Origin of the sequence: Pseudomonas sp. IPO3774, from assembly GCF_013386835.1 — a bacterium.
Lineage (GTDB): Bacteria > Pseudomonadota > Gammaproteobacteria > Pseudomonadales > Pseudomonadaceae > Aquipseudomonas.
In genome coordinates this window covers 227,524-246,393 of record NZ_JACAQY010000013.1, presented here as the reverse complement: position 1 = coordinate 246,393, position 18,870 = coordinate 227,524, and the positions used below count along the sequence as shown (strand labels likewise).

Here is an 18,870-nt window from a genome sequence, read left to right as displayed (position 1 = left end):
AGGATTGTAGCTCAAGGGGACGGGTGGCCCCAAACAGTGGCTTCGGTGCCCGGGTTTGTAACAGGATTTTTTAGCCGTGCCGATCAGGGCTGGCGGCTCTATAATGCTCGGCAGTTTTTCGTCCTCCGTACAGGTATCCCCTATGAAACGTCCAAGTGGTCGCGCTGCCGATCAGCTCCGCTCGATCCGCATCACCCGCAACTACACCAAACACGCCGAGGGATCTGTACTGGTCGAGTTTGGCGATACCAAGGTTATCTGCACCGTCAGCGTCGAAAACGGCGTGCCGCGTTTCCTCAAGGGCCAGGGCCAGGGTTGGTTGACCGCCGAATACGGCATGCTGCCGCGCGCCACCGGCGAGCGTAACCAGCGTGAAGCCAGCCGCGGCAAGCAAGGCGGCCGCACCCTGGAAATCCAGCGCCTGATCGGTCGCTCCCTGCGTGCAGCCCTGGACATGTCCAAGCTGGGCGACGTGACCCTGTACGTCGACTGCGACGTGATCCAGGCCGACGGTGGTACCCGTACTGCCTCCATCACCGGCGCCATGGTTGCCCTGGTCGACGCGCTCAAGGTCATCAAGAAACGTGGCGGCCTGAAAGGCGGCGATCCGCTCAAGCAGATGATCGCGGCTGTATCGGTCGGCATGTATCAGGGCGAGCCGGTGCTGGATCTGGACTATCTTGAAGATTCGGCTGCCGAGACCGACCTGAACGTGGTGATGACCAGTACCGGTGGTTTCATCGAAGTGCAGGGCACCGCCGAAGGCGCGCCATTCCAGCCGGCGGACCTGAATGCCATGCTGGCCCTGGCCCAGAAGGGCATGACCGAAATCTTCGAACTGCAGAACGCCGCATTGGCCGACTGATTCAATCCCAAGGAGCGACGCCATGAGTGACAGCCAACTTCCACTGCCGACACCGTCCAAGGAAGTTCGCCAGTGGGCGATGCTCTGTCATTTTGCGGCGTTCTTCGGGCTGATGTTCCCGTTCGGCAGCCTGCTGGGGCCCTTGATTCTTTGGCAGGTGAAGAAGGATGCAGACCCGTTCATTGATGACCAGGGCAAGGAAGCGCTGAATTTCCAGATCACCGTGGGCATTGGCTGGGCGGTCTGCTTCCTGCTGGGTTTTATCGTGATCGGCTTCGTGTTGATGACCGTGCTGGTGATCGGCGCGGTGGTGATGACGATCATTGCGGGCATCAAGGCCAACAAGGGCGTGGCTTATCGTTATCCGTGGACATTGCGGTTGATCAAATAACCACCGCCCACAAAAAAACCGACAGTGATGTCGGTTTTTTTGTGCCTGGAAAAAGACCTTAGATGGTCAAGGTCCAGTCGTAGTCCACGATCAGCGGCGCGTGCTGCGAGAAGCGCGGCTGGCGTGGCAGACGTGCGCTGCGCACGAAGCGACGCAAGCCTGGCGTCAGCAGCTGGTAGTCAAAACGCCAGCCGAGGTTGAGCATCTCGGCCTGTTCGTTATCCGGCCACCAGCTGTACTGGTCGCCTTCGCGGCTGACTTCCCGCAGGGCATCGACATAGCCCATGTTGCCGACAATCTCGTCCATCCAGGCCCGTTCCGGCGCCAGGAAGCCCGGGGATTGCTGGCTGTCGCGCCAGTTCTTGATATCCAGCTTCTGTTGCGCCACGTACAGCGAGCCACAGTAAATGTACTCGCGACGTTTGCGCCGCTGTTTATCCAGATAACGGGCGAAGTCGTCCATTAGCTTGAACTTCTGGTTCAAGTCTTCATCGCCATTCTGCCCTGATGGAAGCAGCAAGGTCGCAATGCTGACCTTATCGAAATCGGCTTGCAGGTAGCGCCCGTAGCGGTCGGCTGTCTCGAAGCCGAGGCCGCTGATGACCGCCTTGGGTTGCAACCGCGAATACAAAGCCACGCCGCCTTGGGCGGGAACTTCGGCATCACAGGCATAAAGGAAGTAGCCATCCAGTTGGAAGGCTGGGTCGTCCAGTTCAAAGGCGGAGGCGCGGGTGTCCTGCAGGCAGATGACGTCGGCATTCTGGGCTTGCAGCCAACTGAGCAAACCACGCTCGACTGCAGCCTGAATACCATTGACGTTCACACTGATGATCCGCATAAATGGCCCCAAAAATCGCGTGCGTGTATGATACACGCCGTCTACCTAATTAGCTAAATCCGTGGTATCTGAGGCTTTTTTCATGCAGGCGTATCAACGCGATTTTATTCGTTTTGCCATCGATCGCGGCGTATTGCGCTTCGGTGAGTTCACTTTGAAGTCCGGGCGCACCAGCCCTTACTTCTTCAATGCCGGCCTTTTCAACTCGGGTTCTGCCCTGGCGCAGCTGGGTCGTTTCTATGCGGCCGCCATCGTTGAAAGCGGTATTTCCTTCGACGTGCTGTTCGGCCCTGCCTACAAAGGCATCCCCCTGGCGGCCGCGACCGCCGTGGCGTTGGCTGAACATCACGAGCTGGATCTGCCTTGGTGCTTCAACCGCAAGGAAGCCAAGGCCCACGGCGAAGGCGGCAGCCTGGTGGGGGCGCCGCTCAAGGGCGACGTGCTGATCATCGACGACGTGATCACTGCCGGTACGGCGATTCGCGAAGTGATGCAGATCATCGCTTCCCAGGACGGCGCCAAGGCGGCCGGCGTGTTGATCGCGCTGAACCGCCAGGAGCGCGGCAACGGTGAATTGTCGGCGATCCAGGAAGTGGAACGTGATTTCGCGATTCCAGTGGTGAGCATCGTGTCCCTGAACCAGGTGTTGCAGTTCCTGGAAGATGACCCGCAGCTCAAGCAGCATTTGCCGGCGGTCAAGGCTTATCGCGAGCAGTTCGGCGTTTAGAAGATCCATGTGGGAGCGGGCTTGCTCGCGAATACGGCTTGTCAGTTGATATATGTGTCGACTGACCCGCCGCTTTCGCGAGCAAGCCCGCTCCCACATTTTTAGACCGAGTACATAGAAAAGGCCCCGTTCAATCGAATTGAACGGGGCCTTTTTGTTTACCAGCGCTTAGGGGCGCTTGCGGTTGCTGATCAGGGTACCCACACCGGTATCGGTGAAGATTTCCAGCAGGATCGCATTCGGCACCCGGCCATCCAGGATCAACGAGCTGCCAACGCCGCCTTGCACCGCTTCCAGCGCGCAGCGGATCTTCGGCAGCATGCCGCCGTAGATGGTGCCGTCGGCGATCAGGTCGTCCACTTGCTGGGTCGTCAGGCCGGTCAAGACCTTGCCTTCCTTGTCCATCAAGCCGGCGATGTTGGTGAGCAGCATCAGCTTCTCGGCCTTCAGCGCCTCGGCCACCTTGCCGGCCACGAGGTCGGCGTTGATGTTGTAGGACTCACCGTTGGCACCGACACCGATCGGCGCGATCACCGGAATGAAATCGCCTTTCACCAGCAGGTTCAGCAGGTCGGTGTTGATGCCGATCACTTCGCCCACCTGGCCGATGTCGATGATTTCCGGCTGGGTCATCTCCGGGGTCTTGCGGGTCACGGTGAGCTTCTTCGCCCGGATCAGTTCGGCGTCCTTGCCGGTCAGGCCGATGGCGCTGCCGCCATGGCGGTTGATCAGGTTGACGATGTCTTTGTTCACCTGGCCGCCCAGGACCATCTCCACCACGTCCATGGTCTGGGCGTCGGTCACACGCATGCCGTCGATGAAGTGACTCTCGATGGACAGGCGCTTGAGCAGGTCACCGATTTGCGGGCCGCCACCGTGTACCACCACCGGGTTGATCCCGACGGCTTTCATCAACACGATGTCGCGGGCAAAGCCGGTTTTCAGCTCGTCGCTTTCCATGGCATTGCCGCCGTACTTGATCACCAGCGTCTTGCCGACGTAGCGTCGAATGTAAGGCAACGCTTCGGAAAGGACCTTGGCGGTATTGGCGGCGGCTTCGCGTTCGAGGGTCATTCAGGACTCCGGTAAAAAATCAGAACGGTAATTGGAGATCAGGGGCAACACGTTTCAACTGGGCGTGGAACACGTCCTTGATGCGCTGCAACTCAGCCTCGGTATCCGCCTCGAAACGCAGCACCAGCACCGGTGTGGTGTTGGATGCGCGAACCAGGCCCCAGCCTTTGGCGTAATCGACTCGCACACCATCAATGCTGGTCAGGTCGGCGCCTTCGCCCCATTGCGCATCGTGCAGTGCGTCAATGATGCTGAATTTGCTCTCCTCGGTCACATGGATATTGATCTCTGGCGTAGAAATATCATTCGGGAAGGTCTGGAACAGCTCCTGCGCGGTCGATTTTTCCTTGCTGAGGATCTCCAGCAGACGAGCGGCGCTGTAAATGCCGTCGTCAAAGCCGAACCAGCGCTCCTTGAAGAACACATGGCCGCTCATTTCGCCGGCCAATAGCGCGCCGGTTTCTTTCATTTTCTTTTTGATCAACGAGTGGCCAGTCTTCCACATTAGCGGGCGACCGCCATATTCCTTGATCAGCGGTGTGAGGCGGCGGGTGCACTTCACGTCGAAGATAATTTCGGCACCTGGGTTGCGCGCAACCACGTCGCGGGCAAACAGCATCAGCAGGCGGTCCGCAAACACGTTTTCGCCGGTGTCCGTCACCACGCCAACGCGGTCGCCGTCACCGTCGAAGGCCAGGCCGACGTCAGCCCCTGTCTCCTTGACCTTGGCGATCAGGTCCACCAGGTTCTCGGGCTTGCCTGGATCCGGGTGATGGTTCGGGAAGTTGCCGTCTACGTCACAGAACAGTGGGATCACTTCGCAGTTCAGGGCTTCGAGCAGTTGCGGGGCGATCACGCCGGCCGCGCCATTGCCGCAGTCCACCACCACTTTGAGGCGGCGCGCGAGTTTGACGTCGCCGGTGATTTGGTCAGAGTAGCGCTGCAGGATGTCGACTTTGGTGACGCTGCCTTCGCCGCTGGTCAGGTCGTTGGTCTTCAGGCGGGTGTGCAGGGCCTGGATCTGTTCGTTGGCGAGGGTATCGCCAGCGATGACGATCTTGAAGCCGTTGTAGTCCGACGGGTTATGGCTGCCGGTGAGCATCACGCCCGACTTGCCGGCCAGTACGTTGGCTGCGTAGTACAGCGCAGGCGTCGGCACCAGGCCCACGTCGCTGACGTGGCAACCGCTGTCGGCCAGGCCCTGGATCAGTTGCTCGACCAGCTCGGGGCCGGACAGGCGGCCATCACGGCCTACGGAAACGTTGGGCTCGCCCTGTGCCAGGCTCTGGGAGCCAATGGCGCGGCCGATCCAGTAGGCGGTCTCGGCGGTCAGGGTCTTGGGGACCACGCCACGAATGTCATAGGCGCGGAAAATGCTGTCGGGAAATGTCGGGGCGACTCGGGCTGGGTTGCTCATTGCGGGGGGGAACTCCATCGATAAGGGGCTGGGCTGGCCTCAAGGGTGCTGACCGGCAGGCTCAAACTGAAGGGTAAGACGGCGTTTTTGGCATAGAGTTCGTGGTGCAAAAGTGCCATCGGCGCCGAAGCTCCGCCCTTTTGCCCCCTTAATGCCCTGATTTCACTGGGGAAACCTTGCTGGTAAGTTCCGCGCATTCTTCATCCTGAAAGGCCATGCGTTGGCATCAGGCCGGGTGAGGCACCCGGCTTGTTCGGCTAAGTCAATTCAGCTTAGTCAGTGGCTGCCGGAATGCCCGAAGCCACCTGCGCCGCGTTGTGTTTCGTCGAACTCTTCGACCAGCTCGAAGTGCGCCTGCACCACCGGTACCAGCACGAGTTGGGCAATGCGCTCGCCGACGGCGATATTGAACGCGGTCTGGCCACGGTTCCAGCAGGACACCATCAACTCGCCCTGGTAGTCCGAGTCGATCAGCCCCACCAGGTTGCCGAGGACGATGCCGTGTTTGTGGCCCAGGCCGGAGCGCGGCAGGATCAGCGCCGCCAGGCCCGGGTCGCCCACGTAGATCGACAGGCCGGTCGGAATCAGAATGGTCTGGCCTGGTTCAAGCACGGTGTCCTGCTTGAGCATGGCACGCAGGTCGAGGCCGGCGGAGCCTGGTGTGGCGTAGGCCGGCAGCGGGAATTCGTTGCCGATGCGGGGGTCGAGGATCTTGGCTTGCAAAGCGTGCATGGAAATTAAACCTGGTTCAGCCGTTGGGCGATAAAAGAGATCAGTTGGCGGGCAATCTTGCCCTTGCTGGTCTGGGCGAAAACGGTAGCGTGCAACTCGCGGTCGATCACGCTGATGGCATTTTCCTCACTGTTGAAGCCGATGCTCGGGTTGGCGACATCGTTGGCGACAATCAGGTCGAGGTTTTTGTCTTTCAATTTGCGTGCGGCATAGTCCAGCAAATGCTCGGTTTCGGCGGCAAAACCGACGCTGAACGGGCGGTCCTCACGGGTGGCGATGGTCGCCAGGATGTCCGGGTTACGGACCATTTGCAGGAGCAGGCCGTCGCCGCTTGTAGGGTCTTTCTTGAGTTTCTGCGGTGCAACCACCTCGGGGCGGTAGTCCGCTACCGCAGCCGAAGCGATGAACAGGTCGCAGGGAATCGCCGCTTCACAGGCCGCCAGCATGTCGCGGGCGCTGACTACGTCGATTCGGGTGACGCGATCCGGGGTCGGCAGATGCACCGGGCCGGTGATCAACGTCACACGGGCGCCTGCCTCGACCGCCGCTTCCGCCAGGGCAAAGCCCATTTTTCCTGAGCTATGGTTGGTGATGTAGCGCACCGGGTCGATGTTTTCCTGGGTCGGGCCGGCGGTGATCAGCACGTGCTTGCCGGTCAGGGCCAGGTGCTGGAAGCAGTCGGCGGCGCAGTGGGCCAGGTCGGTGGCTTCGAGCATGCGGCCCATGCCCACGTCGCCGCAGGCCTGGCTGCCGGAGGCCGGGCCGAAAACCTTGAGGCCGCGGCTTTGCAGGAGTTGGGTGTTGGCCTGGGTGGCCGGGTCGCGCCACATGGCCTGGTTCATGGCCGGGGCGATCGCGACGGTGGCGTCGGTGGCCAGTACCAGGGTGGTCAGCAGGTCGTCGGCAATGCCTTGGGCCAGGCGGGCGATCAGGTCGGCGGTGGCCGGGGCAATCAGCACCAGGTCGGCCCACTTGGCCAGCTCGATGTGGCCCATGGCGGCTTCGGCCGCAGGGTCCAGCAGGTCGAGGTGCACCGGGTGGCCGGACAAGGCTTGCATGGTCAACGGGGTGATGAATTCACTGCCGCCACGGGTCATGACCACGCGCACTTCGGCGCCTTGGTCGAGAAGCCTGCGAACCAGCTCTGCGCTCTTGTAGGCGGCAATGCCGCCGCCGACGCCGAGAACGATGCGTTTCCGATACAGACGCTGCATTGGCTTGCCTTTCCAGTTCAGTGATGGCGTTGCGATGCCCCCTCCCCAGGTGAAATCGCACGCAAAAAGATGGCCTAAGATACCACAGCGTCCGCCATGCAACAGCGGCGCACATGCACACGGAGGTGCCATGAGTATTCGCGATTGGCCTGCGGCAGAGCGTCCGCGGGAGAAGCTGTTGGAGCTGGGAGCGGAGAACCTTTCCGACGCGGAATTGCTGGCGATTTTCCTGCGCACCGGGGTGTCAGGCAGGAGTGCCGTGGACCTGGCGCGCCATCTGCTGGCGCAATTTGGCAGCCTTCGGGCGCTGATGGAGGCGAGGCAGCCGGTGTTCAGCCAGCATTTGGGGTTGGGGCCGGCGAAGTTCGCCCAGCTTCAAGCCGTACTGGAGATGGCGCGCCGCCATTTGGCTGAACGCCTGCGCAACGATTCGGTGCTGGAAAGCCCGGAGGCCGTGCGCGACTACCTCAAGGCACTGCTGCGCCACGAGCCTCACGAGATATTCGGCTGCCTGTTTCTCGACGCCAAGCATCGAGTGCTGGGCTTCGAAAAGCTGTTTCAAGGCACCATCGACAACGCCATCGTCTACCCGCGACAAGTGGTGAAGCGCGCGCTGGACTACAACGCCGCGGCGCTGATCCTGTGCCACAACCATCCTTCCGGCAGCCCCGAGCCCAGCATCGCTGATCGAAAATTGACCAAGGTGCTGCAAAAGGCGCTGGAGATGGTGGACGTGCGTGTGCTGGACCACATCATTGTGGGGGAGGGTGACCCGCTGTCGATGGCGGAATTTGGGTGGATGTAGGGGCTGGCATGCCAGCCCCTGGCAGGGGTCAGGGCTTGACGCTGACCTTGGAGTAATCCTGGCGCCCGAACGGGCTCACCTGATACCCCTCGACATTCTTGCGGGTCAGCGCAAACGCGGTCGGGTGCGCCAGTGGCAGCCAGAGCGCCTGTTGCTGGATCTGCGCCTGGGCCTGCTGGTACAGCTTGCTGCGCACGCCTTGTTCGCTGGTGGTCTTGCCGGCGCTGATCAGCTTGTCCAGCGCCGGGTCGCAGTAGCGGGCAAAGTTGGTGCCGGACTTCACGGCCGCGCAGGAGAACTGCGGCGTCAGGAAGTTATCCGGGTCGCCGTTGTCACCGGCCCAGCCCATGAACAGCAGGTCGTGCTCGCCGGCCTTGGCGCGTCGGATCAGTTCGCCCCACTCGATCACACGGATTTCAGCCTGGATGCCGACCTTGGCCAGGTCCGCCTGCAGCAGTTGTGCGCCCAGGCTGGGGTTGGGGTTCAGCAGGCTGCCCGACGGCCGGGTCCAGATCGTGGTCTTGAAGCCATCCTTGAGCCCGGCGCGATCCAGCAGTTGCTTGGCCTTGGCAATGTCCTGCGGATAGCCCGGCAGGTCCTTGGCATAGCTCCAGGTATTGGGCGGGTAAGGGCCGTTGGCGGCTTCGGCGGTGCCTTCGAATACGGCCTTCAGATAGCTGGCCTTGTCGAAGGCCAGGTTGATCGCCTGGCGAACTTCCGGCTTGTCCAGTGGCGGATGCTGGCTGTTGATGGCGACAAACGCGGTCATGAAGGCCGCGGTTTTCTCGATCTTCAGGTCGGCGTCTTTCTGGGCGGCATCAATATCCAGGGGCTTGGGCGACAAGGCGATCTGGCACTCGTCGCGACGCAGTCTCTGCAGGCGCACGTTGGCGTCCGGGGTGATCGCAAAGATCAGGTTATCCACCGCAGGCTTGCCGGCGAAGTAATCCGGGTTGGCCTTGTAGCGAATCGTCGCGTCCTTCTGGAAGCGCCCGAAAATGAACGGCCCGGTGCCGATAGGCTGGCTGTTGAGCTTCTCCGGGGTGCCGGCCTTGAGCAGTTTGTCGGCATATTCCGCCGGGTAGATCGAGGCAAAGCCCATGCTCAAGGCGGCGAGGAAGGTCGAATCGGCGTGGTCCAGGGTGAAGCGCACGGTCAGCGGGTCGAGGGCGTCGATCTTCTTGATCAGCGTGGGCAACTGCAGCGACTGGGCGTGGGGGAAGCCGCTCTGGGCGATCTTGTGCCAGGGGTTGGCCGGGTCGAGCATGCGCTCGAAGCTGAAGCGCACGTCTTCGGCGGTCAGGCTGCGGCTCGGCGTGAAGTAGTCGGTACGGTGGAATTTAACGTCCGGGTGCAGCTTGAAGGTGTAGGTGAGGCCGTCCGGCGACACTTCCCAGCTGTCCGCGAGGCTCGGGACCAGCTTGCCGCTGGTGGCGTCGAAGTCCACCAGGCGGTTCATCAATACGTCTGCCGAGGCGTTGGTGGTGGTCAGCGAGTTGTATTGCACCACGTCGAAGCCTTCGGGGCTGGCTTCGGTGCAGACGCTCAGGGTAGTGGCCGCCTGGGCGTGTGCAGCAATAAAAAGAGGGGCTAGCAATAGCGGTAGGGCAGCGAGGCGCATATTCGGTTTCCTTTGCAGATCGAAGGCCCATCTGCGAGTGCAGTCTGGAAAAGTCCTACCGTAGTGGGCTGATTGACAAATGACTAGCCCATTTTTGCCTGTGCTTTTGCCGCAAATACTGTTTTGATGGCGCCTCAGGTCGTTTTGCCGAGCACTTTGCAGTGCGCGCGGGCGCTGTAAATCATTCTGTGCGACGAGCGGTTAGCTTCTATAGCGGCCCACCCTGGCAACGGTTCAGGCGTCCATGGCCTGGATTTACGCGTATAAAAGTACACGGCCTGTTGTTGCACTGGGGTCTTTCTGGTATAAAGCAGCGCTCTTTTCTAGGGGCCCGGTTCCTTCGCTAGTAGGTGTAGCCGGTAAGACCCTAAAGAAACGCGGCGCCTGGCGCCAAATGACTGAGAGATTAAGCGGCCAACCCATGCCGGGTTGGGCATGTGGTTTTAGAGGGCTGAGGCATGTCGAGAGTCTGTCAAGTTACCGGTAAGGGTCCGGTGACTGGGAATAACATTTCCCACGCAAACAACAAAACCCGTCGTCGTTTCCTGCCAAACCTGCAGCATCACCGCTTTTGGGTTGAAGAAGAGAAACGTTTTGTTCGTCTGCGCGTATCTGCCAAAGGCATGCGTGTTATCGACAAGCGCGGCATCACTGTCGTGCTGGCCGAACTGCGCCGCGACGGCAAAATCTAAGGAGCTAAATCATGCGTGAATTGATTCGAATGATCTCTAGCGCCGGTACTGGTCACTTCTACACTACCGACAAGAACAAGCGTACTACCCCGGACAAGCTCGAAAAGAAAATGTTCGACCCGCGCGTTCGCAAGCACGTGATCTACAAAGAAGGCAAAATCAAGTAATTGGTTTTCTTTCTTGTGAAAAAAAGCCCGTATCTCACGATGCGGGCTTTTTTTTGTGCCTGTTAAATGATCAGGCCTTTTCTTCGAACACCACGTAGATCTTGCGGCAGGGTTCCAGCACTTCCCAGGTGCCGCTGAAGCCGGCCGGAATGACGAAGCGATCACCGGCCCGCAAGGTCTTGGCGTTGCCGTCGGCATCGCGCAACACCGAAACACCCTGCACGATCTCGCAATACTCATGCTCGGTGTAGTTGACCTTCCACTGTCCGACTTCACCTTCCCAGACCCCGGCGCTCATCTGGCCGCACGGACTGTTGTAGTGGTTGTAGACGGTTTGCTCCGGGTCGCCCTTGAGGATTTTCTCCGCAGCCGGACGGTAGCGATCTGGCTCGGTCCTGGCCTGGCTGAAGTCGACGATATTCTGGATGTTCATGGGCGTGTCCCGTCTGGCCTGCGGTTGGAGAGCTCAAAGTCTATGTTTATTAAAATGAACATCGCAAGGGCGTTTGCTGCCGTTATGTCAAATATATTGAAACATCCATCGCCGCTGGTTTAGGGTGGCAGCTGCCTTGAGCCGAACAGCTGGCTGGCCGGGCAAGAATTCTTCGAAGGTGCCTGGGTACATCGCCCGGCCCTTGTATTCAATAAGAGGAGGACACTCGCATGACCACCCTGACCCGTGCCGACTGGGAACAACGCGCCAAGGATCTGAAGATCGAAGGCCGCGCCTACATCAATGGCGAATACACCGCCGCCGTTTCCGGCGACACGTTCGAATGCCTGAGCCCAGTCGATGGCCGCCTGCTGGCAACCGTTGCCAGCTGTGACGTCGCCGACGCCCAGCGTGCCGTAGAAAACGCCCGTGCCACGTTCAATTCCGGTGCCTGGTCGCGCCTGGCGCCAGCCAAGCGCAAAGCCACCATGATCCGTTTCGCCGGCCTGCTCAAGGCCAACGCCGAAGAGCTGGCACTGCTTGAAACCCTGGACATGGGCAAGCCGATCAGCGACTCCCTGAACATCGACGTCCCAGGCGCGGCGCAAGCGCTGAGCTGGAGCGGCGAGGCCATCGACAAGATCTACGATGAAGTCGCAGCCACCCCTCACGACCAGCTGGGCCTGGTGACCCGTGAGCCCGTCGGCGTTGTCGCGGCCATCGTGCCGTGGAACTTCCCGCTGATGATGGCCTGCTGGAAACTCGGGCCGGCGTTGTCCACCGGTAACTCGGTGATCCTCAAGCCGTCTGAAAAATCACCGCTGACTGCCATCCGCATCGCTGCCCTCGCGGTTGAAGCCGGCATCCCGAAAGGCGTGTTCAATGTGCTGCCGGGTTATGGCCACACCGTGGGCAACGCCCTGGCGTTGCACATGGACGTCGACACCCTGGTGTTCACCGGTTCCACCAAGATTGCCAAGCAACTGCTGATTCGCTCCGGCGAGTCGAACATGAAGCGCGTCTGGCTGGAAGCTGGCGGCAAGAGCCCGAACATCGTGTTTGCCGATGCCCCGGACCTGCAAGCCGCCGCCGAATCCGCGGCTGGCGCCATCGCCTTCAACCAGGGCGAAGTGTGCACCGCTGGTTCGCGCCTGCTGGTGGAGCGTTCGATCAAGGATAAATTCCTGCCGCTGGTGATCGAGGCCCTCAAGGCCTGGAAGCCGGGCAACCCGCTGGACCCGGCCACCACGGTCGGTGCGCTGGTGGATACCCAGCAGATGAACACCGTGCTGTCGTACATCGAAGCCGGGCATGCCGATGGCGCCAAGCTGGTGGCCGGCGGCAAGCGCACGCTGCAGGAAAGCGGTGGTACCTATGTCGAGCCGACGATTTTCGACGGCGTGACCAACGCCATGAAGATCGCCCAGGAAGAAATCTTCGGCCCGGTGCTGTCGGTGATTGCCTTCGACAGCGTGGAAGAAGCCATTGCGATCGCCAACGACACCCAATACGGCCTGGCCGCTGCAGTGTGGACGTCGAACATCTCCAAGGCACACCTGACCGCCAAGGCACTGCGTGCCGGCAGCGTGTGGGTCAACCAGTACGATGGCGGCGACATGACCGCACCGTTCGGTGGTTTCAAGCAGTCGGGTAACGGCCGCGACAAGTCGCTGCACGCGTTCGACAAGTACACCGAGCTGAAGGCGACCTGGATCAAGTTGTAAGCCTCCAGGAACACCGCTGTAAAAAATGTGGGAGCGGGCTTGCTCGCGAATGAGGTATCACAGTCGCTGATGTATTGACTGGTACACCGCATTCGCGAGCAAGCCCGCTCCCACACTGTTTTGTGTGATCTCCAAATCATCCACAGGAGCGTGGAAATGCGTTGGGCGACCTATTTCGCCGTGTTGGCGTCGGTCTTGAGCGTGGGCCTGGCCTTGGGCGTGAGCATGCCGCTGGTGTCCCTGCGCCTGGAAAGCTGGGGCTATGGCAGCTTCGCCATCGGAGTCATGGCGGCGATGCCGGCCTTCGGTGTGCTGCTGGGTGCCAAGGTCTCCAGCGGCCTGGCCTCGCGCCTGGGCACGGCGAACCTGATGCGCCTGTGCCTGTGGGCGGGGGCGATTTCCATCGGCTTGCTGGCGGTATTGCCCAGCTACCCGGTATGGCTGGTGTTGCGGCTGATGATCGGGGTGATCCTGACCATCGTGTTTATCCTCGGCGAAAGCTGGATCAACCAACTGGTGATCGAACGTTGGCGCGGCCGTCTGGTGGCGCTGTATGGCTGCAGCTATGCCTTGAGCCAGCTGTCGGGCCCGTTGCTGCTGGGCGCGCTGGGTACGGACAACGATATTGGCTTCTGGGTGGGTGTCGGTCTGCTGACGTGCTCGCCGATCCTGCTGCTGGGCCGTTCCGGTGCGCCGACTGCCGAGTCTTTCAGCGTGACCTTTGGCGACCTGCTGCGCTTCTGCCAGGGCTTGCCGGCGATTGCCTGGGCGGTGGCGTTGTTCGCCGCATTCGAGGCGATGATTCTTACGTTGTTGCCGGTGTATTGCCTGCAACAGGGTTTCACCGCCGAGATTGCTCTGGCGATGGTCAGCACGGTGGTGGTCGGTGATGCGTTGCTGCAACTGCCGATTGGCGCGCTGGCGGACTACCTGCCTCGGCGCACGCTGTTTCTCGGCTGCGCGCTGATGCTGCTGGTGACGAGCCTGGCGATTCCGCTGTTGCTCGATACGCTGATGATCTGGCCGGTGTGGGTGCTGTTCGGGGCCAGTGCCGGCGGGTTATTCACCCTGTCGCTGATCCTGATTGGCGAGCGCTACCGCGACGACGCGCTGGTGCGCGCCAATGCGCATATCGCGCAGCTGTGGGGCATTGGCTGCCTGATCGGCCCGCTGGTGGCCGGTGCCGGCAGCCAGTGGATCAGCGGGCATGCGTTGCCGTTGTTGATGGCGGCGGGGGCGTTGGGGTTGGTGATTCTGTTGCTGCGCCAAGGTGCATTCGGCGCCACACAACCCGCCTGAACTTGAAATGCGATCACCTGTGGGAGCCGGGCTTGCCCGCGATGGCGGAGTGTCAGCGCCGGATACGTAAACTGACACTCCGCCATCGCAGGCAAGCCAGCTCCCACAGGTCCCGTCGCTGTTCTTAAAGCATGCGTTCCAGCCCGACGGATGTGGCAAACCAGGCATTGAACCGGCGCCACCAACTGCCGGGTTCTCGGGTCAGGGTGTGCAGTTGGCCGTTGTCTTCGGTCACCCATACCACCTGGCCATTCTGCAGCTTCGCCTGATAGCTCAACGGGGGCGCCATGCCCTCCAGTGCCAGGTTGCGCACGTGTTCCGCCAGTTCGGGACTGTCCACCAGCACCCCGACTTCGGTGTTCCACAGCACCGAGCGCGGGTCGAAGTTGAATGAGCCGATGAAGGATTTCTCCCGATCAAAGATGATCGCCTTGCTGTGCAGGCTGGAATCCGAACCGTGGAATGTACCTTTGCGGAACAGATGAGGGCCGCTGCCGCCACCGTCTCCCGGCTGGCGGCGCAACTCGTATAGCTTCACCCCGTGTTCCAGCAGCGCCTTGCGATAGGGCGCATAACCGCCGTGCACGGCCGGTACGTCGGTGGCTTCCAGGGAATTGGTCAGCAGGCTTACCGATACGCCGGCGTCCGCACGCCCGGTCAGGTACACCAGCCCGGGCTGCCCGGGCACGAAGTAAGCCGAAATCATCATCAGCTCATGGCTGACACCTTCCAACTCCGGCGCCAGTTGGGTCGTCAGCAGCAGCCGTGGATCCGGATCAGCCTTGGCCAGCACCTTGCTCGGCGCATCCCACAGTGCCTGGTTCCAGGCCCAGATCAGCTCACGGCGCCAGATGTCCATGCGCGGCTGGGTCTTGTAGGTGCGCAGGCGGTTGTACAGGGCATGGTTTTGTTGGCGAGACTCGGCAAGGGAATCTTCCAGGCGTACGCGGGCACTGGCCAGGTCGCCTTTGGAAGCGCTGCTGACGAAGTCACCAATGGGTTTGCTCAGGGCACTGTTCCAGTACTGATCGAAACTGTGGCCCAGTTGCTCGGCCACCGGGCCCACGCTGAGCATGTCGATATCGGTGAAGTTGAGGTTGGGCTCGGCGTCGAAATACTCATCCCCCAGGTTGCGCCCGCCGACGATGGCCACGCTGTTGTCTGCCAGCCACAGCTTGTTGTGCATGCGCCGGTGTTGCAGCGACAGGTCGAACAGCCGTGCCATGGCCCGCGTCACGCCGGTGCTGCGGCCCAGGTGCAGCGGGTTGAACAGGCGAATCTGGATCTGCGGGTGGGCGGCGAGGGTGGCGATGATCTGGTCCAGGCCGTCGCTCGTGGTGTCGTCCAGCAGGATGCGCACGCGCACGCCACGGTCGGCGGCCTTGAGCAGTTCATCCACGAGCATGCGGGTGCTGATGCCGTCGTGGACGATGTAGTACTGCAAGTCGAGGCTGGTCTGGGCGTTGCGGATCAGTTCGGCGCGGGCCATGAAGGCTTCGCTGCTGTTGGGCAGCAGGCGGAACCCGGAGCGGCCTTTGTAGGGGGCGGCCTGGGCCTGGATCGAGCGGCCGAAGGAAGATTCGCTGGCCGGCAGCGCCTCGCTGGGTGTGCGTGGCGTGTCGATGGTGGCGCAGCCGCCCAGGGCCAGGATGCCCAGCAGGAAAAACGGTAATAGCCGGTGGGTCATCAATGACATGGGTTCCGAATCAGGGCGATTGTCGGCATATGACGGCTATTTCCCGTAAAAGGTCAGTCCATCGCTTCGGCCAGCAACCGGATGGCGGTCGCGCCGACCTTGCGTACAGCCTCTTCAATCTGCGGCGTTGGTTTGGCAGCGTAGTTCATGCGCAGGCAGTTCCTGTACTTGCCGGAGGCGGAAAAGATACTTCCCACGGCAATCTGTACACCTTCATCCACCAGCAGCCGGTTGAGTTTCAGGGTATCGAAGCCTTCCGGCAGTTCCACCCACAGCATGAAACTGCCCTGGGGGCGGCTGGCGCGGGTGCCCGCCGGGAAATAGCGGCTGACCCAATCGAGCATCAGGTCGCGATTGCGCTGGTATTGCGTGCGCATCCGCCGCAAATGTGGCTCGAAATGTCCACCTTTCAGAAACTCGGCAATTGCGATCTGCGGCTGGGTCGCGGTGGAGCCGGTGCTGATGTATTTCATGTGCAGCACACGCTCCAGATAGCGACCGGGTGCGACCCAGCCAATCCGCAGGCCGGGTGCGAGGGTCTTCGAGAAAGAGCTGCACAGTACGACGCGGCCATCTTCGTCGAAGGACTTGATGGTGCGTGGCCGCGGGTAGCTGTAGGCCAGTTCGCCATACACGTCGTCTTCGATGATCGCCACGTCAAAGCGCTGGGCCAGGGTCAGCAGTGCGCGTTTGCGCGACTCCGGCATGATGTAGCCCAGTGGGTTGTTGCAGTTGGGGGTCAACTGTATGACTTTGATCGGCCATTGTTCCAGTGCCAGTTCCAGCGCTTCCAGGCTGATACCGGTGAGTGGGTCGGTCGGGATTTCCAGGGCTTTCATGCCCAGGCCCTTCAGGGTTTGCATGGCGCCGTGGAAGCTTGGCGAGTCGACGGCAACGATGTCGCCGGGCTCGCAAATGGCGTGGATGCTGGCGGACAGGGCCTCGTGGCAGCCGGTGGTGATCACCAGGTCCTGGGGCGTCAGTTGGCAGCCTGAATCGAGCATCAGGCGGGCAATCTGTTCACGCAGGTCCAGGTTGCCGTGGATAGTGTCGTAATACAGCCCCGGCATGTCCTGGCGCCGACTGATCCGGGCGAGGCTGCGTAGCAGGGGTTTCATGGTCGGCGACAATACATCCGGCATGCCCCGGCCCAACTGTATGGCGTCTTTGCGTGGCACCGCGCGGATCAGCTCCAGCACTTGGTCCCACTGGGAAATTTCCACCGGGCGCTGGGCCGGGCGGCCTACGGCGGGCAATGCCGGCAAGTCGCGGCCCACCGGTACGAAGTAGCCGGATTTGGGTTTGGGCATCGCCAGGCCGTTGTCTTCCAGTACGCGGTAGGCCTGCTGCACGGTGCTCAGGCTGACCCCATGCTCCACACTCAAGGCCCGAACTGACGGCAATCTGTCGCCCGGGCGATAGAAGCCCTGCTCGATGCGCGTGCCCAACAGTTCGGCGAGGTTGACGTATAGGGTCATGGCGGTGCTTCCCGGTTACCAGTACAGATAGGCTGAAAATACAGGATTCAGCGGCCGATAGGCAGTATCTGTATGGATTTAATACAGGGTGGTTGAATCTGTCATGGTTTTACGCGCCGGCTCATCCTACGTACTCATGGCAACACGTTAATGAGGGGCAGGAAAATGAGCGGTATGAGCGATGTGCGGTTGGCGTTACACAGTCAGGAACTGGAAGCCGGGCAGGAGCGGCGCATGGCGGCGCGTACCAAGGCCCCCACACTCAGTTCATGGGCGTTGTTCTGGCACCGCATGCATACGCGCAAAACCTTGCTGGAGCTGACCCCCGAGCAACTGCGAGACGTAGGCTTGAGTGCCGAGCAGGCGCGCCGGGAAGGCTTGAAGCCCTTCTGGCGCGGCTGATTCAGACCAGTTCTTTCAATCGGTGCCAGAGCATTCCCAGCGCCAGCAGCGGCGAGCGCAAATGCTTGCCGCCCGGGAAAGTGATGTGCGGCACCTTGGCAAACAGGTCAAAGCGCCCGCTTTGCTGGCCGCTGATGGCTTCGCCCAACAGTTTGCCTGCCAGGTGGGTGGCGTTGAGGCCATGGCCGGCATAGGCCTGGGCGAAATACACATTGGGCTGGTCGGCCAGTCGGCCAATCTGCGGCAGGCGGTTGGCGCCAATGCCGATCATCCCGCCCCACTGGTAGTCGATTTTCACGTTGGCCAGTTGTGGAAACACCTGCAGCATTTTCGGACGCATATAGGCACCGATGTCCTTCGGATCCCGTCCGGAGTAATGGCAGGCACCGCCGAACAGCAAGCGTCGGTCGGCGGATAGCCGGAAGTAATCCACCGTCACCCGCTGGTCACACACCGCCATGTTTTGCGGCAGCAACTCGGCTGCCTGGGCTTCGCTCAAGGGCTCGGTGGCGATGATGTAGCTGCCGGCGGGCAGCACCTTGCCGCTCAGATGCGGGTTGAGGCCGTTCAAATAAGCATTGCAGCCCAGCACCAGGGTCTTGGCGCGCACATTGCCCTGGGCGGTGTGTACGTTGACCTCCGGGCCGTAATCGATCCGCACCGCCTCGGAATGCTCGAACAACTGGACGCCCAACTGCTGTGCAGCGGCTGCCTCGCCGAGAGCCAGGTTCAGCGGGTGCAGGTGGCCGGAGCCCATGTCGATCATGCCACCAACATAGCGGTTGGAACCGATCACGCTGCGCATTTCGCCCGCTTGCAGCAGGCGCACTTCGTGGCGATAACCGAGGCTTCGCAGCTCTTCGGCGTCGGCGGCCAGGTGTTCCAGGTCGCGGGGTTTGTTGGCCAAGTCGCAGTAGCCCCAAGTCAGGTCGCAGGCGATCTGCGAACGCTCGACCCGCTGGCGCACGATTTCCACGGCTTCCAGGCCCATCAATTTCATCTGGCGCACGCCCTCGGTGCCGATGACGTTGGTGAACTGATCCAGGCCATGACCGACGCCACGAATCAGTTGCCCGCCATTGCGCCCGCTGGCGCCCCAGGCAATCTTGCGGGCTTCCAGCAGGACTACGCTGAAACCCCGTTCGGCCAGTTCCAGAGCAGTGTTGAGCCCCGAAAAGCCGCCGCCGACCACGCACACATCGGCCACGATTTCACCTGTCAGCACCGGATAATCAGGCTGCGGGAAACTGCTGGCGGCGTAGTAGGAATTGGCGTGCCGGGCGCTGGCGGTCATG

Annotated in this window: 18 protein-coding genes and 1 pseudogene; 9 read left to right on the top strand and 10 right to left on the bottom strand. The window is 61.4% G+C overall.

Translation table 11 applies throughout. The features are described 5' to 3' along the window. Window positions 1-142 precede the first annotated feature (142 nt). Together rph and HYE77_RS07145 are read left to right on the top strand one after the other, a co-directional pair. Window positions 143-865, top strand: coding sequence for a ribonuclease PH (gene rph / locus HYE77_RS07150; RefSeq protein ID WP_003213280.1), 723 nt, complete (start codon window positions 143-145; stop codon window positions 863-865). Between the two features lie 22 nt (window positions 866-887). Beyond that, entirely contained in the window at window positions 888-1,256 is a 369-nt protein-coding gene (locus HYE77_RS07145; RefSeq protein WP_177068598.1) for a DUF4870 domain-containing protein, read from the top strand. Between the two features lie 58 nt (window positions 1,257-1,314). Here HYE77_RS07145 and HYE77_RS07140 read toward each other — a convergent pair whose 3' ends face one another. Beyond that, the gene (locus tag HYE77_RS07140) at window positions 1,315-2,094 is read right to left on the bottom strand and encodes an exodeoxyribonuclease III (protein ID WP_003176915.1); all 780 of its coding nucleotides are present in this window, start codon (window positions 2,092-2,094) and stop codon (window positions 1,315-1,317) included. A gap of 82 nt (window positions 2,095-2,176) precedes the next feature. On the opposite strand from HYE77_RS07140, the gene pyrE reads away from it, so the two are divergent. Then, window positions 2,177-2,821, top strand: a complete 645-nt coding sequence (gene pyrE / locus HYE77_RS07135) for an orotate phosphoribosyltransferase (protein WP_003213276.1) — start codon at window positions 2,177-2,179, stop codon at window positions 2,819-2,821. Between the two features lie 168 nt (window positions 2,822-2,989). On the opposite strand, the gene argB is transcribed toward pyrE, so the two are convergent. The 4 genes and pseudogenes from argB to coaBC all read right to left on the bottom strand — a co-directional run bounded on the left by argB (window position 2,990) and on the right by coaBC (window position 7,258). Further along, window positions 2,990-3,895 (bottom strand): acetylglutamate kinase, encoded by a 906-nt coding sequence (gene argB, locus HYE77_RS07130; RefSeq protein WP_003213275.1) that lies wholly within the window; start codon window positions 3,893-3,895, stop codon window positions 2,990-2,992. Window positions 3,896-3,914: 19 nt separating this feature from the next. Continuing rightward, window positions 3,915-5,336 (bottom strand): annotated as a pseudogene (locus HYE77_RS07125) (phosphomannomutase/phosphoglucomutase); the annotation flags it as partial. A gap of 252 nt (window positions 5,337-5,588) precedes the next feature. Further along, complete coding sequence (dut, locus tag HYE77_RS07120) at window positions 5,589-6,044, bottom strand: dUTP diphosphatase (RefSeq protein ID WP_003213270.1); 456 nt, start codon at window positions 6,042-6,044, stop codon at window positions 5,589-5,591. Window positions 6,045-6,049: 5 nt separating this feature from the next. After that, window positions 6,050-7,258 (bottom strand): bifunctional phosphopantothenoylcysteine decarboxylase/phosphopantothenate--cysteine ligase CoaBC, encoded by a 1,209-nt coding sequence (gene coaBC / locus HYE77_RS07115; protein WP_008439425.1) that lies wholly within the window; start codon window positions 7,256-7,258, stop codon window positions 6,050-6,052. 130 nt (window positions 7,259-7,388) lie between these two features. Here coaBC and radC point away from each other — a divergent pair, with 130 nt between their 5' ends. Further along, window positions 7,389-8,063: a DNA repair protein RadC gene (gene radC, locus HYE77_RS07110; RefSeq protein WP_003213267.1), complete on the top strand. Its 675-nt coding sequence runs from the start codon at window positions 7,389-7,391 to the stop codon at window positions 8,061-8,063. Between the two features lie 28 nt (window positions 8,064-8,091). On the opposite strand, the gene HYE77_RS07105 is transcribed toward radC, so the two are convergent. Then, the gene (locus HYE77_RS07105; protein ID WP_008439424.1) at window positions 8,092-9,684 is read right to left on the bottom strand and encodes an ABC transporter substrate-binding protein; all 1,593 of its coding nucleotides are present in this window, start codon (window positions 9,682-9,684) and stop codon (window positions 8,092-8,094) included. 458 nt (window positions 9,685-10,142) lie between these two features. On the opposite strand from HYE77_RS07105, the gene rpmB reads away from it, so the two are divergent. Together rpmB and rpmG are read left to right on the top strand one after the other, a co-directional pair. Further along, window positions 10,143-10,376: a 50S ribosomal protein L28 gene (gene rpmB, locus HYE77_RS07100; RefSeq protein ID WP_003213263.1), complete on the top strand. Its 234-nt coding sequence runs from the start codon at window positions 10,143-10,145 to the stop codon at window positions 10,374-10,376. Between the two features lie 11 nt (window positions 10,377-10,387). After that, window positions 10,388-10,543, top strand: a complete 156-nt coding sequence (gene rpmG, locus HYE77_RS07095) for a 50S ribosomal protein L33 (protein WP_003176906.1) — start codon at window positions 10,388-10,390, stop codon at window positions 10,541-10,543. Between the two features lie 70 nt (window positions 10,544-10,613). Here rpmG and HYE77_RS07090 read toward each other — a convergent pair whose 3' ends face one another. After that, on the bottom strand, window positions 10,614-10,976 hold the full coding sequence (locus tag HYE77_RS07090; RefSeq protein ID WP_003213261.1) for a cupin domain-containing protein: 363 nt from the start codon (window positions 10,974-10,976) through the stop codon (window positions 10,614-10,616). Between the two features lie 230 nt (window positions 10,977-11,206). Between HYE77_RS07090 and HYE77_RS07085 the strand changes: the two genes are divergently transcribed. Both HYE77_RS07085 and HYE77_RS07080 read left to right on the top strand, forming a co-directional pair. Further along, a complete protein-coding gene (locus tag HYE77_RS07085; protein WP_003213259.1) occupies window positions 11,207-12,700 on the top strand; it encodes an aldehyde dehydrogenase in 1,494 nt (497 codons plus the stop codon). A 156-nt stretch (window positions 12,701-12,856) separates the two neighbouring features. Continuing rightward, a complete protein-coding gene (locus HYE77_RS07080) occupies window positions 12,857-13,999 on the top strand; it encodes an MFS transporter (RefSeq protein ID WP_177068597.1) in 1,143 nt (380 codons plus the stop codon). A gap of 124 nt (window positions 14,000-14,123) precedes the next feature. Here the strand turns inward: HYE77_RS07080 and HYE77_RS07075 are convergent, their stop codons facing one another. Next, window positions 14,124-15,686, bottom strand: coding sequence for a phospholipase D family protein (locus HYE77_RS07075; protein WP_177068662.1), 1,563 nt, complete (start codon window positions 15,684-15,686; stop codon window positions 14,124-14,126). A gap of 62 nt (window positions 15,687-15,748) precedes the next feature. Next, entirely contained in the window at window positions 15,749-17,173 is a 1,425-nt protein-coding gene (locus HYE77_RS07070) for a PLP-dependent aminotransferase family protein (RefSeq protein ID WP_008439421.1), read from the bottom strand. A 165-nt stretch (window positions 17,174-17,338) separates the two neighbouring features. Here HYE77_RS07070 and HYE77_RS07065 point away from each other — a divergent pair, with 165 nt between their 5' ends. After that, on the top strand, window positions 17,339-17,575 hold the full coding sequence (locus HYE77_RS07065) for a DUF1127 domain-containing protein (protein WP_023659297.1): 237 nt from the start codon (window positions 17,339-17,341) through the stop codon (window positions 17,573-17,575). A gap of 1 nt (window position 17,576) precedes the next feature. Here the strand turns inward: HYE77_RS07065 and HYE77_RS07060 are convergent, their stop codons facing one another. Next, the gene (locus tag HYE77_RS07060) at window positions 17,577-18,869 is read right to left on the bottom strand and encodes an FAD-binding oxidoreductase (protein ID WP_177028058.1); all 1,293 of its coding nucleotides are present in this window, start codon (window positions 18,867-18,869) and stop codon (window positions 17,577-17,579) included. Window position 18,870 lies beyond the last annotated feature (1 nt).